This is a genomic window from Methylobacterium sp. J-067 (genome assembly GCF_022829465.1).
Taxonomy (GTDB): domain Bacteria; phylum Pseudomonadota; class Alphaproteobacteria; order Rhizobiales; family Beijerinckiaceae; genus Methylobacterium; species Methylobacterium litchii.
Genome location: NZ_JAKSXZ010000140.1, coordinates 1 through 26,030, shown reverse-complemented (window position 1 = coordinate 26,030; position 26,030 = coordinate 1). Strand labels below are relative to the sequence as shown.

Sequence of the window (26,030 nt, the reverse complement as noted above, 5' to 3'; positions counted from 1 at the left end):
TTCGTATGTCCGCAGGATTTTAAGGGCCGGGCAAGGTTAAGGATCGGTTGAGAACCCGGCGAACTTGAGGCGTTTTCATCCTCGCGCGCGCTGGACCGGGGTGGGCTCGCTTCCCTATCCTGGCCGCACCGAACCCTGTTGCAGGATCCCGCCGTGACCGCACCTGTGCCGAGCCTGCCCGACCTGTTGCGCAGTCAAGGCGGCCGCCTCCTCGGATGGTCCTGCCTCGCGGATGTCGCCCTGGCGGGGCTGATGGCGCGGGCGGGCTTCGACGTCGTGCTCCTCGATCAGCAGCACGGCACCTACGATGTCGCCACCTGCACCGCAGGGCTCACGGAGCTGGCGCTGTGGGGCAAGCCCGGCCTCGTGCGCATCGCGGTGGGCGATTTCGCCATGGCCTCGAAGATGCTCGATGGGGGCGCGGCCGGCATCGTGGCGCCGATGATCAACACGGTGGAGGATGCGCGCGCGCTGGCCGCCGCGACGAAGTTTCCGCCCGTCGGCCAGCGCAGCTGGGGGCCTGACCGGTCGATGTGGTTCACCGGTCTCACGGACCCGCAGGATTACCTGACGCAGGCCAACGCCCGCACGATGACCATCGCCATGTGCGAGACCCGCGAGGCCATCGCGAACCTCCCGGAGATCCTGCGGGTGCCGGGCATCGACGGCATCCTCGTCGGCCCCGGCGACCTGTCCATCGCCCTGTCGAACGGCGCCGCCTTCGATCCGAACGGCAGCGCCGTGACGGAGGCTCTGCGGGAGATCATCCGCGTCACCCTCGCGGCGGGCAAGATCCCCTGTGCCTTCGCCGCCGGCCCGGCCCGCGCCCGCGAGATGCTGGCGATGGGCTTCAAGCTCGCCTCCATCGGCTACGACGGGCTGCTCGTGGCCGAGGCGTTCACGCGGGCCCTGGCCGAGGCGCGCGGCGGCGATCCGGTGGGATAGGCTGGCCCTCACGAGTGCGGACCTGTAAGCCCGCAGCGCCGCAAGGCCGGGAGAGCGAGAGGGTACGCCGATGCCGACAGCTTTCATCTACGACCATGTCCGCACGCCCCGTGGGCGCGGCAAGGCGGACGGCGCCCTCCATGAGGTGACGGCCCTGCGGCTCGCCGAGACGGCGCTCCGTGCGCTGAAGGAGCGCAATGGCCTCGACACGCGGCTGGTAGACGACGTGATCCTCGGCTGCGTCGATCCGGTCGGCGAGGCGGGGGGCGACATCGCCCGCGCCGCCGCCCTCGTGGCCGATTACGGGGTCCACGTCCCCGGCATGCAGATCAACCGCTTCTGTGCCTCCGGCCTCGACGCGGTGAACGTCGCCGCCGGGCAGGTCATGTCGGGCCAGCACGTCATGGCGGTCGGCGGCGGCGTCGAATCCATGAGCCGCATCGGCATCGGCGCGTCGGGCGGGGCCTGGCCGGTGGACCCGGCCATCGCCGTGAAATCCTACTTCATGCCGCAGGGCATCTCGGCCGACCTGATCGCCACCAAGTACGGCTTCAGCCGCGAGGAATGCGACGCCTACGCCGTGCGCTCGCAGGCGCTGGCCGCGCGATCCTGGGAGCACGGGCTGTTCGACCGCTCCGTCGTGCCGGTGCGCGACGTGAACGGCATCACCCTCCTCGACCGGGACGAGCACATGCGCCCCGGCACGGACATGCAGTCGCTCGGCGCCCTCAAGCCCTCCTTCGTGCAGATGGGGCAGATGGGCGGGTTCGATGCGGTCGCCACCGACGCCCACCCGGACGTCGAGTTCGTGAACCACGTCCACCACGCCGGCAATTCGTCGGGCATCGTGGACGGGGCGGCGGCCGTGCTGATCGGCTCTGAGGAGGCCGGCGAGGCGGCGGGCCTGCGGCCCCGCGCCCGCATCCGCGCTTTCGCCAACATCGGCTCGGACCCGGCGCTCATGCTCACCGGGCCGGTCGACGTCACCGAGAAGGTGCTCTACCGGGCCGGCCTGACCCTCGACGACATCGACCTGATCGAGGTGAACGAGGCTTTCGCCGCCGTGGTGCTGCGCTTCTGTCAGGCGTTCGACCTCGACCCCGACGCGGTGAACGTCAACGGCGGCGCCATCGCCCTCGGCCACCCGCTCGGCGCGACGGGCGCGATGATCCTCGGTACCGCCCTCGACGAGCTGGAGCGCACTGGCAAGGAGCGCGCCCTCATCACCCTGTGCATCGGCGCGGGCATGGGCACCGCCACGATCATCGAGCGCGTCTGAACGCAGCAGCACAAGGACTTGCGGCGGCTCCGTTTTCGACCGAAACGGGCGCCGTGCCACGGCGGCCGGCTCGACGGCCGCGGGGAACCGACATGAAAACGGGAGGAATGACTTTGAACCGCCTGATCGCCACCCTCTGCCTCGGCGTCGCGCTCACCGCGCCGCTCGCCGCCCGCGCCGACGACCAGAGCGACCGGGTCGCCGAGGCGACGAAGCTCGTCAACAAGACCCTGATCAAGAACCTGCAGACCGGCTTCAGCGTCGCCCTCGAGAAGACCACGGCCGCGATGCCGGAAGCCCGCGCCGACTCGGTGCGCAAGGAGCTGAACGCGGAGTTCGAGAAGCAGCGCGCCCTGATGGTCGAGGGCCTGTCGAAGGAATACGCCCAGAAGTTCAGCCTCGCCGAGCTGAAGCATCTCGACGAGATCTACTCCGACCCGGTCTACGAGAAGTTCCAGACCATGAACGCCGACCCGAACTCCTCGGTGACGGCGATCTCTCAGAACTCCGTGACCAAGCTCCTGAACATGCTGGCCGTCGCCTCGGCGACCGACAACCAGCCGCCTGGCGCGCCGCCCGTGCCGATGCCGGCTCCGACCCCCGCGCCCAAATAAGACGAGCCCGGGGCATGGCGACCGGGCGGGCTCCGGCGTACCGTCACGCGGCCTGCGCGGCGGATTCCGGCGCCATGCCCGGCACCATGGGTAGCGCCTCGATGAGGGGACGGGCGAAATGGTAGCCCTGGACCAGATCGATGCCCAGCGACCGAACCGCGTCGAGTTCGGCGGCGGTCTCGATGCCCTCCGCGAGGATTTCGACGCCCAGCGCGCGGCCGATCCCCACGATGCCCTCGACGATACTGCGGCGGCGATCATCGCCGTCGAGGCCGCGCAGGACATCCATATCGATCTTGATGAGGTCCGGCTGGAAATTCGCCAGCAGGCTCAAGCCCGCGAAGCCCGCGCCGAAATCGTCGAGCGCCGTCATGAAGCCCTGCTTCCGGTAGGCCGCGACGATGCGCTTCAGATGGTCGATGTCCCGGAACCGCTCGTTCTCGGTGAACTCGAACATGATCCGGCGGTACGAGAAGCCGACACGCCGCGCCGCCTCGAGGGACGCGCGGATGCAGGCATTCGGCTCGTAGACCGCGTTCGGCATGAAATTGATGGACAGGCGCACGTCTTCGTCCTTCGGGAAGAGCGAGCCGGCCAGCTCGATGGCCTTCACCCGCGCCGCCTGATCGAAACGATAGCGGGTCTCATCGTTCACCTGGGAGAGGATCGCCCCGGCCGGCTCGCCCTGCGTGCCGCGCACCAGCGCCTCGTAGCCCCAGACCCGCGCCGTGGAGAGGTCGAGGATCGGCTGGAAGGCCATCGTGAAGGCGAAGGGGAGGGAAGCGCCATCCCGGCAGGCGGCGCAACCTTGGGTCGATATCATGCTCGGATCCTGACTTTGCCCCCCAGCGCGCGCCAGAATGCGCAAGAAACCCTCACCAGTCGATTAAGACCGGCCGTCATGTATTCATTTTGCGATACTGCCGCAGGAGCGCGCCAATGAACCTAGATTACTTTCGGTTCGAAGCAGATACCGATGGGATCGCCCTCGCAACCTGGGACATGCCCGGTCGTTCGATGAACGTCATCACCGAAGCGGTGATGGAGGAATTCTCGGCGATTGTGGAGACTGTTGCTGCGGACCCGGCGATCAAGGGGTGCGTGATTGCCACCGGCAAGGAGAACTTCTCCGGCGGTGCCGATCTGACCATGCTTCAGGGCCTGCGCGCTGCCTACGAGAAGTTGCGCGCGGAGGAGGGCGAGGAGGCGGCGATGCGCCGCTTCTTCGAGGAATCGCGCCGGCTGACCTTGCTGTTCCGGCGGCTGGAGACTTGCGGCAAGCCCTTCGCGGCGGCGATCCACGGGCTCTGCCTCGGCGGGGCCTTCGAACTGTCGCTCGCCTGTCATTACCGGATCGCGTCGGACGCGCCCCATACCCGCGTCGGCCTGCCGGAGATTAAAGTCGGGCTCTTCCCCGGCGGCGGCGGCACGCAGCGGGTCGCGCGGCTGATGCAGACCGGCGACGCCCTGCAGATGCTGTTCAAGGGCGAGCAGATCCGCGCGCCGATGGCGAAGGGCATGGGCCTCATCCACGCCGTCGCCCCGGTGGCCGACATCGTCGCGCAGGCCAAGGCGTGGATCCGCGACGGAGGCTCGGCGGTGGCGCCATGGGACGCGCCGAAGTTCAAGGCACCCTCCGGCAAGGTCTACTCGCCGGCCGGCATGCAGGTCTGGCCCGCCGCCAACGCGATCTACCGCCGCGAGACGCACGACAACTACCCCGCCGCGAAGGCCATTCTGAATTCGGTCTACGAGGGGCTTCAGTTGCCCATGGACCTCGCCCTCAAGGTCGAGAGCCGCTACTTCGCGCATATCCTCCGTACCAAGGAGGCGGCGGCGATGATCCGCACCCTGTTCCTCTCCATGGGTGAATTGAACAAGGGCGCCCGCCGCCCGAAGGACGTGCCGCCGGCAAGCCTGCGCAAGGTCGGCGTGGTCGGCGCGGGCTTCATGGGAGCGGGCGTCGCCTACGTGACCGCCCAGGCCGGGTTCGAGACCGTGCTGATCGACCGGAGCATCGAGGCGGCCGAGAAGGGCAAGGCGCATGCCCACGCCCTCATCACCGGCCAGATCAACAAGGGCCGCGCCAAGACCGCCGACCGCGACGCCCTGCTCGCGCGCATCACCGCCACGGCGGATTACGCCACGCTCGAAGGCTGCGACCTCGTGATCGAGGCGGTGTTCGAGGATCCGTCGATCAAGGCCGAGGTGATCGGGAAGATCGAGGCCGTGATCGGGCCGGATACGGTCTTCGCGTCGAACACCTCGACCCTGCCGATCACCGGGCTTGCCCGCCACTCCCGCCGGCCGGAGCTGTTCGTCGGCATCCATTTCTTCTCGCCCGTCGAGAAGATGATGCTGGTCGAGATCATCAAGGGCGGCACCACGGGCGACCGGGCCGTGGCGGTGGCCCTCGATTACGTACGCGCGATCAAGAAGACGCCCATCGTCGTCAACGATTCGCGCGGCTTCTTCGCCAACCGCTGCGTCGGCGCCTACATCCTCGAAGGCCACAAGATGCTGGCCGAGGGCGTGCCGCCGGCCATGATCGAGAGCGCCGGGCGGCAGGCGGGCATGCCGGTCGGCCCGCTCTCCCTGAACGACGAGGTCGCCCTAGACCTGATCCTCAAGATCACCCGGGCCACCGAGGCGCAGGTCGGGGCGGAGGCGGTCGATCCGGCGCAACGGGAGATCCTGACCCGGATGGTGGAGGGGGAGGGGCGGCTCGGCCGCAAGAACCGCAAGGGCTTCTACGATTACCCCGAGGGTGCGCCGAAGCGCCTGTGGCCGGGCCTCACCGATCTCCAGCCGCAGAGGCTTGACCCGGAGCAGGTCGATTTCACGGAGCTGAAGAACCGCCTGCTCGTGGTCCAGGCGCTGGAAGCCGCCCGCACGGTGGGGGAGGGCGTCGTGACCGACCCGCGCGAGGCCGATGTCGGCTCAATTCTCGGCTTCGGATTCGCGCCGTTCACGGGCGGCGTACTCTCCTACATCGACTTCATGGGCGTACCGGCCTTCGTCGCCCTGGCGAGGGACCTGGAATCGCGCCACGGCCCGCGCTTCGCCGTGCCCGATAGCCTCGCCGCCATGGCCGAGCGGGACGGTACCTTCTATGGCGAAGCCAGGAAGGCGGCCTGACGCCTCACGCCGCGCCGGCCAGCCGCGACGCGAGCGTAGCGAGGTCGGCGTGGTTGTCGGACAGCAGGTCGGTGATGTCGCCGGCCTGCAGCGCCTTAACATGCCGGCACCGCTGCCCGAAGCGCCCCGCCGTGCAGGTGCAGCGCAGGACGGCGCCGCTGCGGCGCTCCTCCAGGGTCACGGTGTAGCGGTTCCCCGTGGAGCCGCGCACGAGGAAGCTCAAGGAGGCCGAGGCCGGCGGCGGGACGGCCGGCATCGCCCGTCCGCTGATCGGCCCCAGGCCCGGCACGAAGCGCGCCAATTCCCCCGGCACCGCCGTCACCGGCACGCCGATGGCGGCGGCGAGGCCATGAACGTCCCCGGCCGAGGTCTCCTCCATGGCGGCCAGCGCGATGCGGGCGCAAGCATAGGCATCCTCGCCGGCATCGTGGTGCTCGAAGGTGATGCCGAGCCGCCGTGCGACCTTGCCGAGGCCGCAGCCCTCCGGCGCCGGGAACACCCGCCGGGCCACCTGTACCGTGCAGAGATAGGCGAGGTCCGGCACGGGCAGGCCCGCCCGGCCGAGCCCGGCGCGCAGGACGCCGATGTCGAAGGTGGCGTTGTGGGCGAGGATGACCCCGCCCGCGAGGTCCGGGAGGAACGGCGCCATCACCTCCGCGAAGCCCGGCCGGTTCGCCACGTCGGCGGGCAGGATGCCGTGGACGCGGATATTGCCGGGGGAGAAGCGCATCTCCGGCGGGCGGATGAGGTGGCTTTCCCGTCGGACGATCCGGCCGCCGTCGATCCAGGCGAGTCCGACTGCGCAGGCGCTGTCGCGCCGCTCGTTGGCCGTCTCGAAATCGAGGGCGAGGGTGATCATGCCGCCATGCCCCACCCTACGCCTGCGCCACCATGGCCAGCCAATCGGCCTCGCTGACGACCTTCACCTTGTGCTTCTCGGCATCCTTCAGTTTGGAGCCCGCGCCGGGCCCCGCCACGACCAGATCGGTCTTGGCCGAGACCGACCCCGACACCTTGGCGCCGAGCCGCTCGGCGATGGCCTTGGCCTCGTTGCGGGTCATCTGCTCCAGGCTGCCGGTGAAGACCACAGTCTTGCCCGCGAAGGCACTGGCGGACCCGGCGCGCTCCATCGGTTCGGTGCGGACCTCCTTTAGAAGCTCGCGCACCGCCGAGGCGTTGTGCGGCTCGGCGAAGAACTGGATCAGCGCGTCGGTCGCCACGGGGCCGACTTCGCCATCGTCGGCGAAGGCGCGGTAGGCATCCCCCGGGCGCTGGCCCGCCGCCCGTTCCAGGGCCGCGCGGGCCGCATCGAGGTCGCCGTAATGGGCGATGAGACTTTCGCGCTGGCTCGATGTCAGCCGCACCCGCTCACCGGGGGTCGGCTCGGCCCCCTCGGCGGGAAGCCCCGCCTCCATCAGCCGGTCGCGGGTGGTGGGCCCGATGCGCGGCACGGAGGTGAATTCGATCCAGTCCGGCCCGCCCTGTGCCTCGGCCGCAGCCTCGATCCCCGCGATCAGGGCGTCCATGTCCTCGAAGCGCTTGGCCAACGCCTTGGCGGTGGCCTCGCCGATCTGCGGGATGCCCAGCGCGAACACCAAGCGGTTGAGGGGCAGCGACCGGCGCGCCTCGACCCCGGCGAGCAGGTTCTTGATCGCCTTGTCCTCGTCGTCGCCCTTCTTCTTGGCCGCCTTCTTCGCCGGCTCCGCCCCGGCCCGCCGCTCGGCCGCCAGTGCCTCGCGCCGCGCCTCCACGGCCGCCTTCAGCTTGTCGAAATCCAGCCGGAACAGGTCGGCCGGCTGCTTCACGAGCCCCGCTTCGAACAGCACCTCGATATAGGTTTCGCCGAAGCCCTCGATATCGAAGCCGTTGCGCGAGACGAAGTGCTTCAGCCGCTCGACGCCCTGCGCGGGGCAGATCAGCCCGCCGGTGCAGCGGCGCACCGCGTCGAGCTTGCCCGTGCGCGGGTTCACCGCCCGCACCGCTCGACTGCCGCAGGCAGGGCAATGGTCGGGGAACTCGAACGGCTTCGAATCGGCCGGGCGCTTGGTGAGGTCGACGTCCATCACCTTCGGGATCACGTCGCCCGCGCGGACCACCGTCACCGTGTCATCGACGCGGATGTCGCGGCCCTCGCGGATCGGCTCGCCATCGGCGCCGACGCCCTTCACGTAGCCCTCGTTGTGGAGCGTGGCGTTCGACACCACCACGCCGCCCACCGTCACCGGCCGCAGCTTCGCTAGCGGATTGAGGGAGCCGGTGCGGCCGACATTGATGACGATCTCCTCCAGCACCGTCGTCGCCTCCTCGGCGGCGAACTTGTGTGCCAGCGCCCAGCGCGGCGAGCGCGAGACGAAGCCGAGGCGCTTCTGCAGGGCGATGTCGTCCACCTTGTAGACGACGCCGTCGATGTCGTAGCCGAGGTCGGCCCGCTCGGCCGCGATGCCACGGTAATGAGCGAGCATGCCCTCCGTGTCGGTGAAGGTCCGCGTGCGCGGGTTCACCGGCAGGCCCCAGGACGTGAAGCGGTCCAGCACGCCGCTCTGCGTGTCGGCCAGGGATTCGGAGACCTCGCCCCAGGCATAGGCGAAGAAGCGCAGCGGCCGGGAAGCGGTGACCGCCGGATCGAGCTGGCGCAGCGACCCCGCCGCCGCGTTGCGCGGATTGGCGAAGAGCGGCTTGCCGGCCGCCTCCTGCCGGGCGTTGATCGCCGCGAAATCCGCATGCGACAGGTAGACCTCGCCCCGCACCTCGCAGACCTCCGGCCAGCCGCCGCCCTTCAGCTTGCGAGGGATGTCGTTCACGGTCAGCGCGTTGGCGGTGACGTTCTCGCCGACCTCGCCGTCCCCGCGCGTCGCCGCCGTGATGAGGGTGCCCTTCTCGTAGCGGAGAGAGAGGGACAGGCCATCGATCTTCGGCTCGGCGGTGAAAGCCAGGGGCTTGTCCTCGGGCCAGTTCAGGAAGCGCCGCACGCGGGCAACGAACTCCGCGACCTCCTCGTCGGCGAAGGCATTGCTCAGAGAGAGCATCGGCACCGCGTGCCGGACCTTGGCGAATTTCTCGGACGGCTTGGCCCCGACCGAGACGCTGGCCGCACCCGTTCCCGCAAGATCGGGAAAGGCGGCCTCGATGGTTTCCAGCCGGCGGCGCAACCGGTCGTAATCCGCGTCGGAGATTTCCGGCGCATCCTCCTGATGGTAGAGGCGGTCGGCCTCGGCGATGCGCTCCGAGAGGTCGGCGTGCTCCGCACGGGCCTCGTCGGCGGTCATGGAGGCGGATTGGGTCTGCGCGGCGGCCATGCCGGGCTTCTAGCGCATCATGGCCCGTGAGGAGAGAGGCGGATGCGGTGATCGCCGATGTCGTCATCGCCGCGCTGGCCCTCGATCCGGGCCGGATCGCCCACTGCGCCGCGCTGCTGAGTGCAGAGGAGACAGCCCGCGCGGATCGCTTCCTGCGCGAGGCCGACCGGACCCGCTTCATCGCCAGCCATGCGGCCCTGCGTGTGGTGGTCGGGCGGGAATGCGGCCTGCCGCCCGAACGCCTGCGTTTTGCCACCGAATCCACCGGTCGCCCCGTCCTGGCGGAGCCGGCCGGGACGGACCTCGACATCAACCTCTCGCATTCGGGCGACATCGCGCTGATCGGTCTGGTCCGGGGGGCGAGGATCGGCGTCGATGTCGAGATCCGCCGGCCGTTGCCGGATGCCCTGCGTATCGCCCGCAGCCATTTCGCCCCCGACGAGACGGCGGCGCTCGAAGCCCTTCCGCCCAGCTGGCGCGAAGCCGCCTTCTTCGGCCTGTGGACGCGCAAGGAGGCGGTGGTGAAGGCCCTGGGCGCGGGCCTGTCCCAGCCGCTGGCGGGCTTCTCCGTCACCGTTCCCCCGGAGCCGGCGCGGATGCTGCGGATCACGGGAGGGACCGCGCAATGGACGCTCGCCACGCTCGATCCCGGCCCCGGCGCCTGCGCCACCGTGGCGGTGACAGCGGCGGGGGTTGCGATCCGTCGCCAGAGCCGTTCCGCGACCTGGGCGGACAAGTTCGATGCGAAATGATGGCGGAGGCGCTTGCGGCCTGGGGAGGCCACAGCTATAAGCCGCCTCGCCGGTCGCGCTTCACCGCCCCGCCGGCCTTCGGAGTGTAGCGCAGTCTGGTAGCGCACCACGTTCGGGACGTGGGGGTCGCAGGTTCAAATCCTGCCACTCCGACCATTATCTAGTTCGGTTTGGAATGACTGTCCCGACAGTTATCCCGATAGTCAAACCGATCTGCGAAGCCGAAATCCTCGCCGCCCAGGACACTGACGAAGCGCTCATCACGCTCGGCGGGCTGCGGATGTCCGCCGATCCGAGCGCGGTGCCGCTGCTTGAGAAGCCGCTACTGGGAAGCGCGAGCATCTAAAGATCATGCCCAGGCTCTCTCTTCCGCCCTCGGTATACCGATAGCGGAGCTAATTCCGTTACTTAGCGGAGGAGACCCGCGTCTTCAGCATACTTGGGTGCATCCGCAAGTGGCCATCCATCTCGCGCAATGGCTCTCGCCCGCATTCGCCGAGAAGGTGGCAGGGTGGGTCTACGATTGAATGTCCGGCAAGTCGAAGCCCGGCTCCCCAAGCACGCCATCGAGTACTTTCGTCAGCGGGATGCTTTGGCCTTCGAGTACGCGCCCTAGCCAATCGCCGGCCCCAAGGCCGCTCAGAGGACCGCTCGGCCCCGCCCCGATCTGATCACGGGGCGGGGGAGCGTCCGATCTCACCAGCGGGGGCCGGTACGCAACGCGGCCTTGGGGGCACGATGGGTGCTGCCGGTTAGCGGCGGGTGTTGTCGAGCGCCGCCGGATGTCCCGGGCCGGGAACACCGACGACAGATCGAGGTATGTCGCTCTGTAAGAGGCAGACCGGCAGCGAGGCGCTTACGCGCTCTTCAGGTTGCCAGCGCTTTCCTTGCCGCTGCGACGGTCGTTCTCGACGTCGTAGGAGACCTTCTGCCCTTCATTCAGGCTACCCATCCCGGCGCGCTCGACGGCGGAGATATGCACGAACACGTCCTTGCCGCCGTCATCGGGCTGGATGAAGCCGTAGCCCTTGGTCTCGTTGAACCACTTCACAGTGCCAATAGCCATTTAGGTATCCTGGTAGGCGCCGGCGAACCAACGCGGCCCGCCGTGATGTTCGAACGGAGCGACGGACCAGCCCGTTCCCTCCTGCGGTGTGGCCCTGTGCTTCCGTGCTCGTGGAGGCCAGGATCGCCATCGGCATCGATGCCACTTCTAGGATGACCGAGCCCCGATACCTCGGCACCGCCTCCTCTTCAGGCCACGGCGATCCTGTCCCGCGTCATCGCCGCGACCCGCGCCGGGCTTGCGACCGCGAGGGTCGGGAGGTCGGCCCGACAGAGCCAACGAATGCAGCACAGAACGCGATTCCATTGGTCCCCCAATAGGCCTGACGCTCTGCCGTGATGGAGGGTAACGCGCCCAAACCCCCTTTCACGACACGGTGATTGTGCGCCGCACCAACAGTCACATCACTGGCTTAGGACTTGCGGTACTGAGCGCCTGTGAGGCCGCGGATTTGTGCTCGTGGCTGGTACCGGCAAGCTCATGGAACGGCAGGCCCAGCATGGAGCCGATAAATGGCAGCCTACCAAACGTTCGCCAAGTCGAAATCGATGGTCTACGTGGCTTGGCAATTACATTAGTTGTATTGGGGCATATCTCCCAAAGAGTCTATCGTTTTAATTTTGAAGCACACGAAATCGGACCCATCTCGCGGTATATCTTCGATACGACAGGCGCTTCGGCTTCCGGTGTATATCTGATCTTTGTGATAAGTGGGTTTCTGATCAACGGTTCACTGACCAGAGAAATCAATACGGGTAGGTATGAATTAGCCAAATTTTACGCGCGAAGGGTGTTGCGGATTGCGCCGCCTTATCTGATCTTGTTATTCGTGACCAGGCTTGCGCTGATCTCGACGGGTTGGGTGCCTCAACGCGTCACTCAGTTCCAGACACAGCCAACTTCACTGACAGAGAGCTTGCTAGCCAGCAGCTTGTTTCTGCACCAAGTTGTATACGGCACACTGCCACGTCTTTTCCCGCCAGGCTGGACCCTGGAGGTAGAGATGCATTTCTATATTCTTTCACCGCTTCTGTGCCTCGGTTTCGCCCACCTGGCGAACCGGAAGGGCCTTGGTGCCGCCTCGGCTTGGACGCTATCGGCAGGCGGCGTGATTGCTTTGGTCTCCCTCGCCTCCGGGAGTGATCGACTTCAGCACACTCTTCTTGTGTTCATTCCGCTCTTTCTACTCGGGATCGTTGCCAATGCGGTATGGCAAAATGGCTGGCGCCCGACCTCGGCGCTGATGCGTGCTCTCGGCTTCCCAGCCTTCCTGGCCTTCGCGGGGCTTCAGCCTTGGGTATCCGGAATTGGCATGGAAATCGTGGCACGGATGGTGTTGATCGCCATCATGTTCAGTGCTTTGGCTAGCGGTCGCGGCTTCTTTTATTGGCTATGCACCCGTCCCGGCTTGGCCCAAGTCGGCATTGCCTCATATTCCGTCTATCTTGTACACGTTCAGGTCGTGCAAGCCGTGTTTCTTGTAACTGAGAGGTACTGTGGGAGCCTTGGTGGCATCGGCATGGCCATCGTCGTGGCGGTCAGCGTCGTAATGATCAGCGTAATAGCCACAGTCTTCTATTGTATAATTGAAAAACCTCTGCTCGGTTACGCGGCCGCCTTTAGAAAAGGCGTCCCATTGCATGTGAAAAATGCCGTGCGCCGAATGTTAGTCTGACGGCGCTTAAAAATCCTGGAGTTGATTGCGTCTAAAGCGGTGCCCGGGCGAGTTGAATCGCTTCAAGAAAAAGCCCGCACGGTGAAATCCGGGCGGGCTCTTTGCAATCAGCGAGCGTGAGATGCGCTTAAAAGATCCCGGGACGCCCATACCCGTGACCGTAGCCACGCCCATACCCACGGCCGTAACCGTAGCGGTGTCCGTAGCCACGGCCATAACCGTAGCCGCGACCACGGAAGTGCGGGCGGCCGTAGCCACGGTGGCCGTACCCGAAGCGGGGGCCGCCATACCCGTACTGTACTTCGTGCACCGCACTCGCCGTTTCAGGGACGGCGCCGACGCCGATCTGAGCCGCGGATGCCTGGACGGGCGCGAACAGCATGCCGGCCGCAAACAAGCCGGCCGTGAATGTCGGTACGTTGAACAATGGCTTACTCCGGGCCCCACCTGCCAAGCTGCGGTGTGGGCACAGACAAACCCGCCAGCTTGTCGGAGCGTTCCAGTTCCGTATCCGCCTCGCTGTGTAGGCGAGATCGTCTTCTGATGATCGCTGCCGCACGCTACCAATTTACGCCTGAGAACCTCAGGCGAAACGCCGGCGCCGGGTACCAGAAACAACATATTTTATAGTGAACCATTCGTCAAAACTATGATTGGTGTGTCATGGAGTTCGCCATGACAATACGTCGTCGCCTGATCACCGGAATGGTTCTTTGCTGTGCTTTAGCGGCGCCGGCTCAGGCGCAGGACCAGCCAAGAACGACCATAAACGATCCGTTATCGACCGAGAAAGTGCCTAACACGACGGCGGTTGGCCAGACAAAGCCACCGAGTCGCGATGCAAGCCCGACCTCAATAAAAGAAATCGACAAACCGACGTCACGCCAAGTCGTCGATGATGCGATCGCGGCGAAGGTTTGTACGGGGTGTCGGCCCGATCCGGCGACCACCGGAACGCTATCGACGCCGAAAGTCGCGGAAGAGAAGCGGGATGTGAAGCTCGATGAGCTTCGCGCGCTCGCTCCTCCGCAGAAGCAGTCCGATCTCAACACCGTCGAGCTAGCCTCCGCGCACCGGGAGCAAGCCAAGTCGATGGAGGAGAAGACCGACGGGCTTTGGCAATCCTGGCTCGTGTCGGTCTGCGAAGGGTGCGGTGATCAGAAGCCCGCCCGGGCGATACGGTACGAAGAATGGCCCGCCCGCGATGCAGCATCGAAACCGGGATCGGATCAGAAGAAGACGGCGACCGCGAAACCGCACCCGGCCGGCGATGTGAAGGCCGTCGCTCAACGTCATGGCGCCATCGAAGCGGACCTGTCATCCGACAATCTCGAGTCCATCCGCCGTATGCCGGAACGATGACGCCCCCGCCTCATGATACCCCGGCGTCAATGAGGCGTAACTCGGCAGTTCGAATTCGAACCGCTTTCCACCTTGAGCGTTCCCAGGTCGCAACGAGGAGGAAGGCATCATGAAGGTAATCTCTGCGACCGTTTTGGGTTTGGCCCTGCTGAGCGGACTGACCCCGGCGTTGGCGCAGCCCTATGGCGGGCGTGACTATGGATACGACCGGCGCGATTACGACGGCCGTGACCGCGATGACGATCCCCGTGACCGTCGCGGCTACGACCGGGACTATGACCGCGGACCGCGCGGCGGGCGCGGCGACTATGCGTTCGATGAGCGCGAGTATCTGCGCTGCAATCCCGATGTACGCCGGGCGGTCATGGGCGGCCAGATGAGGTCCGGCCTGTTTCATTACCAGACGTACGGACGCCGCGAAGGCCGTCGCCTTAGCTGCTGACGGAGCCGATAGCCCTCTATACTCGGCACGCCCGGCCATAGTGTCGCCGGGCGTGCCGTCATGGCAGTGATACGCTCCGACATTCAGTTGTATTCGATCTCCATTCTGTACACGTAGAAGATCGAGTCCTTCAATTTGAACCAGCGCTGATGCGTCATACGGTCGAATCCGTTGACGCGGTTCGATTTGGCGATGGACCGGACCAGTCGATTGGCCAAAGCCACGCTGTCGATGTCGTAAGCGACCAGTTCCGGCGGACGCCCCACGTCGCCTTTTCGCTCCTTGATGAAAATTGAGTGCGGCATGCTTGTCACCGGCAAACAACGCGATGTCGGTCAACCTACAACCTGTGAGCGAGTTCACGGCGCGAAAGGGTAGGGTGAATAAACTACGAACAAAGAATGCTTTGTTGGGGCAAATCGGAATTTTTGAACGAGTTCTATATGTGATATCTTGGATTTTGAATTCATGCTCGCTCTTAAACGCAGTCTAACGTCTTATCATCGGACAAATAAAGGCAAGATCATAATTCTCTATTTACTACAGGAACCATCCAGAGGCGCGGCTTCTGCAACTCAGAATTGAATCAGGAGGTTGGGCGGGGAAACTGGAGGCTTTGATGTCCACATCTCCACTTTCCGTTCTCGGTTCGTCTTCGCGATCTCTCGAATGGCTCGGCGGGCCGGGCGCATTCTTGTCTTCGACGGCTCTCTCGACGTCACAACTCGGTAGCCTCGGTCCGATTGCGTCCCTGGTCGAAGGCGCGACCGATGCCGGTGCCGGCAATGCCGATCCGTCGCCGCTCCCGGATGCCCTCTCGGCGCCAGCCAACCAGATCGTCCTCGACACCCATGCGCAACTCGAGACCGTCGGCCATGAGGTCGCCCCCGCGAACGGGCCGCTTCACGGGCTGACTGCCCTGGGCGAGACGATCGGGCTCGGCCATCTCGGCGAGAACGGCAATCTACTGACCGATCTCGGCGGCGTCACCGCGAACCCGGCCGATGCCGGAAACCTCGCCCCGATCCTGAACGATGCGGGAAACGTCGCCACCAGTGCCAATGGGCTGGCCGATACGGTCGCAGCGGCGCCGGCGGCCGGCAACGGCCTTGTCGGCAGCGGCAGCGTTCTTGCGCCGGCGGAGACGATCCTCAATCAGGCGGTGCTCCAGACCCATGCCACCCTGGAGGAGGCCGGGCATCAGAATCCCGTGCTCAATGCGCCGCTCCATGCGGTGACGGGCCTCGGCGAGACGGTCGGGCTCGGCCATCTCGGTGAGGCGGGCACGCTGCTGACCGATCTGTCCACGCTGCCCGGCTCCGTCCTGGGCGGCGGCGGGCTGACCTCGGTGAGCCCGGTGCTGACCGATCTTGCCCATGCCTTCGGCGCGACCGACACCCTGGTGGGCTCCCTGACTGGGACGCTAGGCAATGGCGGCCTTCTGGCCGGCGATGGGCCGCTGGCGCCGGTCACCAGCCTCGCCAACACCGGCATCCTCAATTTTCACACGAGCCTCGAGACCGTGGGGCACGAGGTGGCGCCGCTGAACGATACCATCCATGGTCTGACCGGCCTCGGCGAGACCATCGGGCTCGGCCATCTCGGGCAGAGCGGTACCCTGCTCACCGATGTCGCGGCCCTGCCGGGCGGGCTCGTCGAAGGGCAAGGCCTTTCCGCGCTGGCGCCGATCCTGTCCGATACCGGGGCGGTAGCGGGCGCGGCCGGCACTCTCCTCGGTGGCGTAACCGGCCTCGCGAGCAGTCTCGGCGGCGAGGGAACGCCGCTGGGCGGAACGGGCAGCCTGCTGGGTCAAGGCGCTCCGGCGCAGCCGGTGGCCGATCTGGCCAACCAGGTGATCGACGGGGTGCACGCGAACCTGGAGCAGGTCGGCCACGCCATGCCGGTCCTCAACGATCCCGTCCATTCGGTGCTCGGTCTCGGCAACACCCTCGGGCTCGGGGAGCTGGGCGAAACCAGCAATCTCCTGACCGATGCTGCGAACCTGCCCGGTGCGGTCGCGGGCGGCAACGGGACCACGGCCATCGGCCAAGCGGTCGCGGATGCCGGGCATGGGATCGGGGCGGCGAGTGGCGTGGTCGGCTCGTTAACGGGCCTCCTCGCCAATGCCGGATCGGGCGGCGCGGGGGCTCCGCTCGGCGGCCTGCTCGGAGGGCTGACGGGCGACGCGGCGGGCAGCCATCCGCTGGTCAACCTCTCGGCCGGCCCGGCGACGGCGACACCCGCCGCCGACGTCGCCGTCCTGTCGCCGGGCACGGACGCCTCCCACACCGTCCAGGCGAGCGCGCTGACCGCACCGGCCGGCGAGCCGAGCGCCGTCAGTGCCAACCTTCTCACGGGGGACCACATCGCCTTCCCCGCGACCGGTGCCACGGCCGATTCCCTCGTCGGGCAGCTTCACGACATCGTGCCGGTGGCGACGGCCGCTCCGGCCGAGGCCGGAGCCTCGCACGACCTGATGGGCGATCTCGGCCTCGCCTCCCTCGACCTCGGCGGCCATGCCCAAGCCGCTCATGCCGATCCGATGGCGCATAGCGCGACGACGGGCATCCACCTGCTCGGCCTCTGAGCCCCGGAGCCCCCGCCACACACCGTGGCGGGGGCCACCCGACCGCACTGTCCCCCGCACCATCGAGAAGCTGGAGTTGCGTCCGTGAGCGACGAGCGTGAGGTGCGTGCCGCGACACGGCGGGAATTCTGGGCGGCGGCCTGGGCCGGACGCGCCTCCCTCGTGACGGTCATGGTCGCCAGCGGCCTCGTCAACGTGCTGATGCTGACAGCGCCGATCTTCATGCTGCAGGTCTACGACCGCGTGTTGCCGAGCCGCAGCGTCGCGACGCTGGTGGGCCTCGCCGGCATCGCGCTGATCCTGTTCCTGATCCAGAGCATCCTGGAAATCTTCCGCGCCCGGATCCTCGCCCGGTTCGGACGCCTCGTGGAGGAGCGGCTCGGCGGGCGCATCTTCCGCACCCTCCTGGCGCGCGGCGCCGAGATGCCCCGCACCGACGACGGCCCCCAGGCCCTGCGCGACCTCGACACGGTGCGCGGCTTCCTCGCGAGCCTCGCCTTCACGGCGTTCTTCGATCTGCCCTGGGTGCCGCTCTACATCGCCGTGTGCTTCCTGTTCCACCCATGGCTCGGCACGGCCATCGCCGCCGGTGCGGTGCTGCTGTGCCTGCTGACCCTGGTGACCGACTGGGCCACCGCCGCCTCGACCCGCGAGGGCGTGCGCGTGGTGGGGGAGCGCCGTGCCTTCATCGACATGGCGCACCGGACGGCGCCCCTCCTGTCGGCGCTCGGCATGCGCGCGCGGATGACGGCGCTCTGGCAGGCCCGGACGAACCGAACGCTCGATACGGCGATCACCAGCAACGACCTCGCCATCGGCTTCGGCGCCGCCGCGCGCCTGACGCGCACCGTGCTCCAATCGGGCATCCTCGGGCTCGGCGCCTATCTGGTGGTGCGGGAAGAGGCGACGGCGGGGGTGATGCTTGCCGCGACCGTCCTCTCGGCCCGCGCCCTGGCGCCGGTCGATCTTGCCATCGCCAACTGGAAATCCTTCTCGGCGGCGCGCCAAGCCTGGACCCGGCTCGTCGTCTTCCTGCCCCGGCGGGAGCCGGCCGCCCTCACGCCCCTCCCAGCCCCGCGGGAAAGCGTGCGGATCACCGCCCTGACCATCGCCGCGCAGGGCACGGACACGCTGGTTCTCCACGACGTCAACGTCGCCATGGCCCCCGGAAGCGCGCTGGGGGTGATCGGCCCCAGCGGGTCCGGCAAATCGACGTTCGCCCGCGCCCTGGTCGGCCTCGTCCGTCCCAGCCGGGGAGTGATCCGCTTCGACGGCGCCGCCATCGACCAATGGGACCCCGACGCACTCGGACGCGCGGTGGGCTACCTGCCGCAGGATATCGAGATGTTCGACGGCACCATCGCCCAGAACATCACGCGGTTCGACCTGGATCCCGACCCGGAGGCCCTTCTCCGCGCATCGCGGGCGGCGGGCGTCCACGACGTCGTGCTGCGGTTGCCGGGCGGCTACGATGCGCGCGTCGGGCCGGGGGGCCTCGGCCTGTCCGGCGGCCAGCGGCAGCGGATCGCCCTGGCGCGGGCGCTCTACGGCGACCCGTTCCTCGTCGTGCTCGACGAGCCGAATTCCAACCTCGATGTCGAGGGCGACCGGGCCCTGTCGGCCGCCGTGCAGGCGGTGAGGGCCCGGGGCGGCATCGCCGTCGTGGTCGCGCACCGGCCGAGCGCCCTCACGGCGGTGGACCGGATCCTCGTCCTCGCCGACGGCCGGGTGCAACTGCACGGGCCGCGCGACGACGTGCTCGCCAAACTCAACGCGCTGACGCGGCAGGTCCCGACGAGGGTCGCATGACGAAGCCCGACACGCCCACGGCCGCCGCCGATCCCACGGGCGGCACGCGTCGCTCGCTCCGGCGCCACATCGCCGGGGTCGGCGCCATCATCGCGGTGGCCCTCGGGGCGGGGGCCTGGACCGGGGCGACGGAACTCTCCGGTGCCATCATCGCCTCCGGCTCCCTCGTCGTGGAGAGCAACATCAAGAAGGTCCAGCATCCGACCGGCGGCGTGGTCGCGGACCTGCTGGTGGAGGAGGGGGCGCGGGTGCAGGCGGGCGATCTCCTGATCCGGCTCGACGCCACGACGGCGCGGGCCACCTTCGACAGCGTGAGCAAGAGCCTGTGGGAGATCGCCGCCCGCAACGCCCGCCTGGAGGCCGAGCGCGACGGCCGAGACGCGGTCGCCTTCCCGGCCGATCTGGCGGAAGCGGGGGCGGAGGTCGCCCGGATCGTCGAGGGCGAGCGCAAGCTGTTCCGCTTCCGGCGCGATGCGCGGGACGGCCAGAAGGCGCAGTTGGAGCAGCGGATCGGGCAGTTGCGCGAGGAGATCAAGGGGCTCGAAGAGCAAGCGGCCGCCAAGGAGCAGGAGACGGCGATCATCGGGCGCGAATACGAGGGCGTCGAAGGCCTTTGGAAGCGCAATCTCGTCCAGCTCAATCGGCTCACCAGCCTGGAGCGGGACATGTCCCGCCTGAAGGGCGAGCGCGGCGTCCTCGTCGCGACCATCGCCCAAACCAAGGGCAAGATTTCCGAGACCGAATTGCAGATCATCCAACTGGAGCAGAACCTCCGCAGCGAGGTCGCGAAGGAACTGGCGGAGAACAGGGCCAAGGCCGCGACCCTGACCGAGCAGAAGATCACCGCCTTCGACCAGTTGCAGCGCATCGAGATCCGCGCGCCGCAGACGGGCTACGTGCATGAGTTGTCCGTGCATACCCGCGGCGGGGTGATCACGCCCGGCGAGCCGATCATGCTCATCGTCCCCACGGCCGACTCCTTGGTGGTGGAGGTCCGCGTGGCGCCCCAGGACATCGACCGATTGCAAACCGGGCAGGCGGCCGGCCTGCGCTTCCCGAGCTTCGACCAGCGCACCACGCCGGAACTGAACGGGCGCGTGAGCCGCGTCGCCGCCGACGTGAGCGAGGACAAGCGGACAGGGAGCTTCTACTATCTCGTTCGCCTCGGCGTCACGAAGGACGAACTCGGCCGGCTGGACGGGGCGAAGCTGATCCCCGGCATGCCGGTGGAGGCCTTCATCCGCACCGCCGACCGGACGGTCCTGTCGTACCTGACGAAGCCCCTGGTCGATCAGGCCCGGCGCGCCTTCCGCGAGAAGTGAGGGGCCCGGCGGGCGAGCCGACGTTCAGGCGATCACCGGTATCCGGCGGCGACAAGCTTCAGCGAGAGACGACGATATGGGCCTTGCTCATGATCGTCTCGATGGTCGTCTGATCTTCCTGAACCTCGAAGTTGCTGATCAGCCTGCCTTCTTTGTTCCGTGTCGCCACGGTGTGGAGGATGCTGCCGCCGTTGAATCGATGGTCTATTCGGACGATCTGGTCTGTATTGACGAGAACCTTGTGGTTCGTGCTGTCCGTCAGCTCAATCCAAGCCATTGACGCCTACTTGTAAGATCGCGCGAACCACATCTCGCTTGCCCTCACTGCACGCCGCCTTCATCCTCGTTCAAACCGGCGGCCTTGGCGGCCTGGAGTACATCGGGGCCGCTTTTGACAAGCTGGAGGCCGCGCGAACTTCCGGTGACCGTGTCTTCCAGAATGCGTCGCGCGTCCGAGAGCGCTTTGGCGATCACCAGACACTGCACCTGCGCCATTCCCTTTGGCGCGCTGGCGTCGGGGCGGTCCCAGGTGAAGCGGAAGCCCGTGTATGCAAGATCAGTCATCCCGCACAATGCCACGCTCACCCGCCGCGACCAAGCCGGAACGCGCCGGGCGGACCCCTGATCTCCTCGCTGGTATAAGGACGATTACGCCACGCGGAGTTGTTCGCGCGGCGTGATCAGCGAGTGATACGCGGAGATCGGCAGCGGCTTGCCGCGCAGGTAGCCCTGGAATTCCGCACACTGATGCTGTGCCAGGAACGCGAGTTGGTTCTCCGTCTCGATCCCCTCGGCGATCACCGGAACGTTCAAGCTGTTCCCGAGGCTGATGATGGCCCTGACGATCGCGGCCCCCTTATCGGTGATGCCGATCTGACCGACGAACGAGCGGTCGATCTTGATCTTGTCGAACGGAAACGCCTGCAGCGTGGCCAGCGAGGAATAGCCGGTCCCGAAATCGTCGATCGAGATCCGGACGCCGAGGGCCTTCAAGTCACGCAAAATCTCCTGCGACCGCGCCGTCCGTTCGAGGAACAGGCTTTCCGTCACCTCAAGTTCGAGGCGGCTGGACAGGAGCCCGGTTTCGTCCAGCACCTCGCGAACGAGGTCGCACAGATTGGCCTGCCGGAACTGGGCGATCGACAGATTGACTGCGATGCCGAGGGGCTGCGCCCAGGTGGCGGCATTGCGGCAGGCCTCGCGCAGCACCCATTCGCCGAGCGGCAGGATGAGCCCCGTCTCCTCCGCCAGCGGGATGAATTGCACGGGCGAAATCGGCCCGAGAACCGGGTGCGTCCAGCGCAGGAGCGCTTCGAACCCGCAGGCCTCGTTCGTCGCGACGTCGAACTGTGGCTGGTAATGCAGCTCGAACTGGTTCGTCCCGAGGGCCGCCTTGAGATCGAGGGCCAGTTGCTGGCGCTCGCGCGCGGCCACGTCCATCGCCGGCTCGTAGAAGCGATAGCCGCCCTTGCCCTCGTTCTTGGCGTGGACCAGCGCCATGTCGGACGCCGTGAGAAGGCGTTCATAGGTGTCGCCGTCGCCGGGGTAGGAGGCGATGCCGATGCTGCAACCGATGTCGATCTGCCGCTCACCCTCCGCGTAAGGGATACAGAGCGCATCGATCACCGCTTGCGCCGCCACGGCCGGCGTCTTGACCGCGTCGAAGTCGGTTGCCAGCACGGCGAACTCATCGCCGCCGAGGCGGGCGGCGATGCAATTCTGGCCGAGGAGATCGCTCAGGCGTGTGGCGACGTCGGTGAGCACATGGTCCCCGGCAGGATGGCCGAACATGTCGTTGACCTGCTTGAAGCCGTCGAGGTCGAGGCAGAGCAGGGCGAACTCACCGCCCGACGCGGCGCAATTGGACAATTTCCGCGCGACCAACTCCTCGAACTGGATGCGGTTGGGCAGTTTCGTCAGCACGTCGTGGGTGGCCAGGTAGCGCAGGCGTTCCTCGCTCCGGCGCCGCTCGGTGACGTCCTCGTGGGTGCACACCCAGCCTCCGCCGGGGACGGGGGCGCGCAGGACGCTGATGTCGCGATGGGTGTTCGTCTGGACGATGACCGGCGAGACAGATTGGGCGTCGCCATCGGGCGAAGTCGCCACGCTGTCCCAATTGCCCATCGTCGTCCCCCGAAGGCTCAGGAGATAGCCGCGGACGTCCTCCGCCCTGACGCCTGGCTGCCGGAGGTGATCGGGGATGTCGTAGAGCTCGACGAAGCGGCCGTTCATAACGACCAGCCGCTGATCGGCGTCGAAGAGGCAGAGGCCCTGGATCATGTTGTCCAGCGCGACGCCGAACCGCTCGTAATGCGTCCGCAACTCGCGCTCGCCGCGCACGCGTTCCTCGGCACCCGCCATGCGCCGGTCGGCCCGCGCCTGCCGCAGGAGGAGCAGGAGAAGGCTGCCGATACACGTCACCAGGAGGATCCCCGCCATCCCGACGGCGAACGCCTGTCGGCGGAAGGGAGCGAGGCTCACATCGGTCGTGCGGCTGATGCTGAGGATGATCGGATAGCGGGCGAGGGCCTTCGTCGCGATGAGGCGTTCGAGGCCGTCGATCGGGCTGACGTTGCGCAGAACGCCGCCGGCCGGATTCTTGGCCGCGATCAGGGCAGCGCCCGTGGTCGAGAAGACCTTGCCGACGATGTCCTCGCGGCGAGGATGGCGGACGAGCAGCAGGCCGTCGTTGCGGAACATCGAGACGACGGCGTCGTCGCTGGGCGAGATTTGCGCGTAGAGGCGTTCGAAGTAGCCGAGTTCGACCGCGCCGAGGACGAGCCCGAGAAACGTCCCATCGGGGGCCGTGATCTTGCGGGCGATGTAGATGGTCCAGGCGCCGTCACCCCGGTTGCGCACGGGCTGGCCGATGAAGCGCCGCAGCGCGGGGTCCGCCGCGAGCGCCTTGAAGTAATCCCGGTCCGAGATGTCGACATCCGGGATCGGCCAGTATCGGCTGAAGTTGAGAAGCTTGCCGGTGTGATCGATGATCGTGATGGCATTCACCTGCGGCAGCGCCGCGATGCGGGCCTTGAGGCCGTTATGCAGGGCCTCCCGGCGAGCCATCGCGGCATAGGTCGCGGGCGTCGCGACCTTCGCATCCGTGAAATCCTGTATGATCGCGTCCTGCACCATCTCCATGGCTTGGAGCGAGCGGTCGGCCTGATCGGCAAGCATGGTCGAAAGCCCGACCAGATTGTGCTCGACCTCGTCCACCGCTTGGCGATGGATGTCGGCGAGGAACAGGCTCGCGCCCAAAGCGATCAAGATTGTCAGGACGACGAATGCCGCCACAAGCACCGCGACCGGTCGGTGGTGAGAAGCAATGATCGACCTGACCTGCGGCACCGGGAGCCCGCCCACCTTTTCCCAAGCGTAAGACTTACCAGTGTCAAGTTACTTGGACGTTTAGAGACCATAACATGGGCTAGTTTGCCGCGCTGTCGGCAAAAACGACATTCAATGAACAGTTAATGTTGGAGATGACCGGCCCCGGGGGAGCCGGTCATCTTCGAGGTCACGCCGCACGCACGGTCGTCAGGAACCGCCCGACCTCGGCGGCGAGGTGTTCGGATTGGCGTGACAGCTCGGAGGCCGAGCCGAGCACTTGGCTCGCGGCCGCTCCGGTCTCCTCGGCCGCTCCGGCAACGCTGGCGATGGTGCTAGTGACCTCGCCGGTGCCCTGCGCGGCTTGCGAGACGTTTCGGACGATCTCCTGCGTGGCCGCACCCTGCTCCTCGACGGCGGCGGCAATTGAGGTCGCCACGCCGCTGATCTCCCGGATCCGCCCGGTGATGCCCGTCATCGACGTCACGGCTTGGCTCGTGGAGGATTGAATCCGCAGGATTTGCCCGGAGATTTCGTTCGTCGCCTTGGCGGTCTGCTCGGCGAGCGCCTTCACCTCGGAGGCGACCACCGCGAAGCCCTTGCCCGCGACTCCGGCCCGCGCCGCCTCGATGGTGGCGTTGAGGGCGAGGAGATTGGTCTGGCCGGCGATGGTCGAGATCAGCCCGACGACATCGCCGATGCGGGCGACCGCTTCGCTGAGTTCCTGCACGCGGAGGCCGGTCTGGTCGGCTTCGTTCACCGCGAGATGCGCGAGGCTCGCGGAGCCCTGCACCTGCCGGCCGATCTCCTGCACCGACGTGCCGAGTTCTTCGGCAGCAGCGGCGACGGTGTTGACGTTCGAGGCAGCTTCCTCCGCAGCCGCCGCGACGGTGGTGGATTGCGCGGCGGTCTCCTGGGCGGTGGCGGTCATCTGCTGGGCGGTGGCCTGGAGTTCCGTGGCCGAGGACGACACCATGCCGACGATGCCGCCGACGGCGCGCTCGAAACTGTCGGCAAGCTCGATCATGGTGCGCTTTCGCTCGGCGACGGCGGCCTCGTCCGCGCGGCGCTTGACCTCGGCCTCCTCCGCCGCCTTGCGGGCGACCATGGCCTTGATGCCCTCCACCGCCTTGCCGACGGCGCCGATCTCGTCGCCCCGGGCGGCTTCGCGGATTTGGGCGTCGATCTCGCCGCGCGCCATCCGCTGCAGCACGGTGACGAGGCTGCCGAGCGGGCGCGTGATCTGCGCGATGATCGTATAAATGCCGTAGGCGATGCTGAGAGCGGCGAGACCGAGCGCAACCAGGAGCGCGAGGCGCGACCAGCCGGCGGTCACCTCGGAGCGCTTGAACTCCGCTTCGGCTTCCCGGACCTGCAACGCGCTGAGTTTGTTCAGCGTGGCGTTGGTGGCCTGCATGCTCAGAAGCAGATCCGCGTGGGTGGTGTCGAAATCCGAGCCGGTCCCGGCGGCGACCCGCTTCAGAATCTCGGCGACGACGGCGTCGTTCCGATCGATCTTGCCCTGCAGGTCCTTGGCGAGGATGGCCTCTTCCGGTGTAAGGCTGGTAGCCAGATAATCCGCCCACTCCGCGTGGAGCTTCGTCAGATCGCGCTCGATCTTCTCCCTGGCCTGGGCCAGCTCGATCTTCTTGCCGCGCAGCAGGCGCGAGGCATCGATCAGGTCGTCATAGGCATCGCGGATGACGCTGAACTGCCGGAGACAGACGACACGATCATCGAAGACGGTCTTGAGACTCTGATGACTCCAATGGAGGGCGAAATTGCCCAGCGTGGCCGTTGCGAGCAAAACCAGGCCAAGGCTGGCGAGCAACGCGATGAGGCGGAGTTTGATGGTCATTTGCATGCGGTGGACCTTTGAGGCTCCGGAACCCAGGGCCCAGCACGGGCAGGCCAAGGGCGAGCAGTCACGTTCAAGTCCCGCCAACTAACTTTGGACCACTTAAGATTTTTCTCAAGGATCACTACAAGTAAGAGGCGCAGGTAGGGATCTCGGACTTGTGATACATAATCTGTAATGAAGATTGTACAACTTTAAAGCGATGGAGCAGGAGGGCGCCGATCGCAAACTACTCGCGATGCAAGGGCAGCAATTACCGCAAGTTGCAATCGCGTCGTGAGAACCACTTGCCGCGCATTGCTGCTGCGCGCGTGGCGGAGTGTCCCATTGAGCAGGACACTTCGCACCCGTTCGATACGGCCTCGCGGACGACGGACTCTGGAGGGCCGCTGTTCGACAGAGCCGCCGGATGACTACGCCGCGCGCACGGTCGCCAGGAAGCGGGCGACTTCGGCCGTCAGGTGCTCGGACTGCCGCGAGAGTTCCGAGGCCGCGCCGAGCACCTGCGTGGCGGCGGCCCCGGTCTCCTCGGCCGCTTGCGCCACGCCGGTGATGTTG

At 67.0% G+C, this 26,030-nt stretch carries 22 protein-coding genes, 1 tRNA gene and 1 pseudogene; 15 read left to right on the top strand and 9 right to left on the bottom strand.

Going from position 1 to position 26,030, the window contains the following annotated elements; translation table 11 throughout:
* Positions 1–153: 153 nt before the first annotated feature.
* The 3 genes from MKK52_RS21055 to MKK52_RS21045 all read left to right on the top strand — a co-directional run bounded on the left by MKK52_RS21055 (position 154) and on the right by MKK52_RS21045 (position 2,838).
* Entirely contained in the window at positions 154–945 is a 792-nt protein-coding gene (locus MKK52_RS21055; RefSeq protein WP_243957289.1) for an HpcH/HpaI aldolase family protein, read from the top strand.
* Positions 946–1,015: 70 nt separating this feature from the next.
* Positions 1,016–2,224 carry an acetyl-CoA C-acetyltransferase gene (locus tag MKK52_RS21050; protein WP_243957287.1) on the top strand — a complete coding sequence of 403 codons (1,209 nt, stop codon included), beginning with the start codon at positions 1,016–1,018 and terminating at the stop codon, positions 2,222–2,224.
* 113 nt (positions 2,225–2,337) lie between these two features.
* Complete coding sequence (locus tag MKK52_RS21045) at positions 2,338–2,838, top strand: hypothetical protein (RefSeq protein WP_243957729.1); 501 nt, start codon at positions 2,338–2,340, stop codon at positions 2,836–2,838.
* 43 nt (positions 2,839–2,881) lie between these two features.
* Here the strand turns inward: MKK52_RS21045 and MKK52_RS21040 are convergent, their stop codons facing one another.
* On the bottom strand, positions 2,882–3,661 hold the full coding sequence (locus tag MKK52_RS21040; RefSeq protein WP_243957285.1) for an EAL domain-containing protein: 780 nt from the start codon (positions 3,659–3,661) through the stop codon (positions 2,882–2,884).
* Between the two features lie 116 nt (positions 3,662–3,777).
* Between MKK52_RS21040 and MKK52_RS21035 the strand changes: the two genes are divergently transcribed.
* A complete protein-coding gene (locus MKK52_RS21035) occupies positions 3,778–5,976 on the top strand; it encodes a 3-hydroxyacyl-CoA dehydrogenase NAD-binding domain-containing protein (RefSeq protein ID WP_243957283.1) in 2,199 nt (732 codons plus the stop codon).
* A gap of 4 nt (positions 5,977–5,980) precedes the next feature.
* Here MKK52_RS21035 and MKK52_RS21030 read toward each other — a convergent pair whose 3' ends face one another.
* Both MKK52_RS21030 and ligA read right to left on the bottom strand, forming a co-directional pair.
* On the bottom strand, positions 5,981–6,835 hold the full coding sequence (locus MKK52_RS21030; RefSeq protein WP_243957282.1) for a 3'-5' exonuclease: 855 nt from the start codon (positions 6,833–6,835) through the stop codon (positions 5,981–5,983).
* A 16-nt stretch (positions 6,836–6,851) separates the two neighbouring features.
* Positions 6,852–9,272, bottom strand: a complete 2,421-nt coding sequence (gene ligA, locus MKK52_RS21025; RefSeq protein ID WP_243957280.1) for an NAD-dependent DNA ligase LigA — start codon at positions 9,270–9,272, stop codon at positions 6,852–6,854.
* 47 nt (positions 9,273–9,319) lie between these two features.
* Here ligA and MKK52_RS21020 point away from each other — a divergent pair, with 47 nt between their 5' ends.
* The 4 genes from MKK52_RS21020 (at position 9,320) to MKK52_RS27005 (ending at position 10,551) form a co-directional block, all read left to right on the top strand.
* A complete protein-coding gene (locus MKK52_RS21020; RefSeq protein ID WP_243957278.1) occupies positions 9,320–10,024 on the top strand; it encodes a 4'-phosphopantetheinyl transferase family protein in 705 nt (234 codons plus the stop codon).
* 79 nt (positions 10,025–10,103) lie between these two features.
* Positions 10,104–10,180, top strand: a tRNA-Pro gene (locus MKK52_RS21015).
* A gap of 19 nt (positions 10,181–10,199) precedes the next feature.
* The gene (locus MKK52_RS21010; RefSeq protein ID WP_243957784.1) at positions 10,200–10,370 is read left to right on the top strand and encodes a hypothetical protein; all 171 of its coding nucleotides are present in this window, start codon (positions 10,200–10,202) and stop codon (positions 10,368–10,370) included.
* The gene (locus MKK52_RS27005) at positions 10,336–10,551 is read left to right on the top strand and encodes a KilA-N domain-containing protein (protein ID WP_279597960.1); all 216 of its coding nucleotides are present in this window, start codon (positions 10,336–10,338) and stop codon (positions 10,549–10,551) included. The genes MKK52_RS21010 and MKK52_RS27005 overlap by 35 nt, the downstream gene beginning before the upstream one ends.
* Positions 10,552–10,880: 329 nt before the next feature.
* On the opposite strand, the gene MKK52_RS21000 is transcribed toward MKK52_RS27005, so the two are convergent.
* Positions 10,881–11,090: a cold-shock protein gene (locus MKK52_RS21000; protein ID WP_243957276.1), complete on the bottom strand. Its 210-nt coding sequence runs from the start codon at positions 11,088–11,090 to the stop codon at positions 10,881–10,883.
* A gap of 382 nt (positions 11,091–11,472) precedes the next feature.
* Between MKK52_RS21000 and MKK52_RS20995 the strand changes: the two genes are divergently transcribed.
* The 3 genes from MKK52_RS20995 to MKK52_RS20985 all read left to right on the top strand — a co-directional run bounded on the left by MKK52_RS20995 (position 11,473) and on the right by MKK52_RS20985 (position 14,569).
* Positions 11,473–12,765: an acyltransferase family protein gene (locus MKK52_RS20995; RefSeq protein ID WP_243957274.1), complete on the top strand. Its 1,293-nt coding sequence runs from the start codon at positions 11,473–11,475 to the stop codon at positions 12,763–12,765.
* A 663-nt stretch (positions 12,766–13,428) separates the two neighbouring features.
* On the top strand, positions 13,429–14,127 hold the full coding sequence (locus MKK52_RS20990) for a hypothetical protein (RefSeq protein WP_243957268.1): 699 nt from the start codon (positions 13,429–13,431) through the stop codon (positions 14,125–14,127).
* Between the two features lie 109 nt (positions 14,128–14,236).
* Positions 14,237–14,569: a hypothetical protein gene (locus MKK52_RS20985; protein WP_243957267.1), complete on the top strand. Its 333-nt coding sequence runs from the start codon at positions 14,237–14,239 to the stop codon at positions 14,567–14,569.
* Between the two features lie 83 nt (positions 14,570–14,652).
* Here the strand turns inward: MKK52_RS20985 and MKK52_RS20980 are convergent, their stop codons facing one another.
* A complete protein-coding gene (locus tag MKK52_RS20980; RefSeq protein ID WP_243957265.1) occupies positions 14,653–14,874 on the bottom strand; it encodes a hypothetical protein in 222 nt (73 codons plus the stop codon).
* A gap of 389 nt (positions 14,875–15,263) precedes the next feature.
* On the opposite strand from MKK52_RS20980, the gene MKK52_RS20975 reads away from it, so the two are divergent.
* From MKK52_RS20975 to MKK52_RS20960, 4 genes are all read left to right on the top strand, one after another.
* Positions 15,264–17,156 carry a hypothetical protein gene (locus MKK52_RS20975; RefSeq protein ID WP_243957264.1) on the top strand — a complete coding sequence of 631 codons (1,893 nt, stop codon included), beginning with the start codon at positions 15,264–15,266 and terminating at the stop codon, positions 17,154–17,156.
* Positions 17,157–17,240: 84 nt separating this feature from the next.
* Positions 17,241–18,965 (top strand): type I secretion system permease/ATPase, encoded by a 1,725-nt coding sequence (locus MKK52_RS20970; RefSeq protein ID WP_243957262.1) that lies wholly within the window; start codon positions 17,241–17,243, stop codon positions 18,963–18,965.
* Positions 18,962–20,287, top strand: a complete 1,326-nt coding sequence (locus MKK52_RS20965; protein ID WP_243957260.1) for an HlyD family type I secretion periplasmic adaptor subunit — start codon at positions 18,962–18,964, stop codon at positions 20,285–20,287. The genes MKK52_RS20970 and MKK52_RS20965 overlap by 4 nt, the downstream gene beginning before the upstream one ends.
* Positions 20,288–20,363: 76 nt before the next feature.
* A complete protein-coding gene (locus MKK52_RS20960) occupies positions 20,364–20,567 on the top strand; it encodes a hypothetical protein (RefSeq protein ID WP_243957258.1) in 204 nt (67 codons plus the stop codon).
* 41 nt (positions 20,568–20,608) lie between these two features.
* On the opposite strand, the gene MKK52_RS20955 is transcribed toward MKK52_RS20960, so the two are convergent.
* From MKK52_RS20955 to MKK52_RS20940, 4 genes and pseudogenes are all read right to left on the bottom strand, one after another.
* Positions 20,609–20,851: a hypothetical protein gene (locus MKK52_RS20955; RefSeq protein ID WP_243957256.1), complete on the bottom strand. Its 243-nt coding sequence runs from the start codon at positions 20,849–20,851 to the stop codon at positions 20,609–20,611.
* Between the two features lie 84 nt (positions 20,852–20,935).
* Positions 20,936–23,554: an EAL domain-containing protein gene (locus MKK52_RS20950; RefSeq protein ID WP_243957254.1), complete on the bottom strand. Its 2,619-nt coding sequence runs from the start codon at positions 23,552–23,554 to the stop codon at positions 20,936–20,938.
* A 250-nt stretch (positions 23,555–23,804) separates the two neighbouring features.
* On the bottom strand, positions 23,805–25,472 hold the full coding sequence (locus tag MKK52_RS20945; RefSeq protein WP_409564707.1) for a methyl-accepting chemotaxis protein: 1,668 nt from the start codon (positions 25,470–25,472) through the stop codon (positions 23,805–23,807).
* Between the two features lie 413 nt (positions 25,473–25,885).
* Positions 25,886–26,030, bottom strand: a pseudogene (locus tag MKK52_RS20940) (methyl-accepting chemotaxis protein); the annotation flags it as partial.

What these genes read in the sequence shown, in the direction of transcription:
- MKK52_RS21050 (WP_243957287.1), top strand. Translation starts at nt 1,016, where the DNA reads ATGCCGACAGCTTTCATCTACGACCATGTCCGCACGCCCCGTGGGCGC.
- MKK52_RS21040 (WP_243957285.1), bottom strand. Translation starts at nt 3,661, where the DNA reads ATGATATCGACCCAAGGTTGCGCCGCCTGCCGGGATGGCGCTTCCCTC.
- MKK52_RS21035 (WP_243957283.1), top strand. Translation starts at nt 3,778, where the DNA reads ATGAACCTAGATTACTTTCGGTTCGAAGCAGATACCGATGGGATCGCC.
- MKK52_RS21030 (WP_243957282.1), bottom strand. Translation starts at nt 6,835, where the DNA reads ATGATCACCCTCGCCCTCGATTTCGAGACGGCCAACGAGCGGCGCGAC.
- ligA (WP_243957280.1), bottom strand. Translation starts at nt 9,272, where the DNA reads ATGGCCGCCGCGCAGACCCAATCCGCCTCCATGACCGCCGACGAGGCC.
- MKK52_RS21010 (WP_243957784.1), top strand. Translation starts at nt 10,200, where the DNA reads ATGACTGTCCCGACAGTTATCCCGATAGTCAAACCGATCTGCGAAGCC.
- MKK52_RS21000 (WP_243957276.1), bottom strand. Translation starts at nt 11,090, where the DNA reads ATGGCTATTGGCACTGTGAAGTGGTTCAACGAGACCAAGGGCTACGGC.
- MKK52_RS20990 (WP_243957268.1), top strand. Translation starts at nt 13,429, where the DNA reads ATGGAGTTCGCCATGACAATACGTCGTCGCCTGATCACCGGAATGGTT.
- MKK52_RS20985 (WP_243957267.1), top strand. Translation starts at nt 14,237, where the DNA reads ATGAAGGTAATCTCTGCGACCGTTTTGGGTTTGGCCCTGCTGAGCGGA.
- MKK52_RS20980 (WP_243957265.1), bottom strand. Translation starts at nt 14,874, where the DNA reads ATGCCGCACTCAATTTTCATCAAGGAGCGAAAAGGCGACGTGGGGCGT.
- MKK52_RS20965 (WP_243957260.1), top strand. Translation starts at nt 18,962, where the DNA reads ATGACGAAGCCCGACACGCCCACGGCCGCCGCCGATCCCACGGGCGGC.
- MKK52_RS20960 (WP_243957258.1), top strand. Translation starts at nt 20,364, where the DNA reads ATGGGCCTTGCTCATGATCGTCTCGATGGTCGTCTGATCTTCCTGAAC.
- MKK52_RS20955 (WP_243957256.1), bottom strand. Translation starts at nt 20,851, where the DNA reads ATGACTGATCTTGCATACACGGGCTTCCGCTTCACCTGGGACCGCCCC.
- MKK52_RS20945 (WP_409564707.1), bottom strand. Translation starts at nt 25,472, where the DNA reads ATGACCATCAAACTCCGCCTCATCGCGTTGCTCGCCAGCCTTGGCCTG.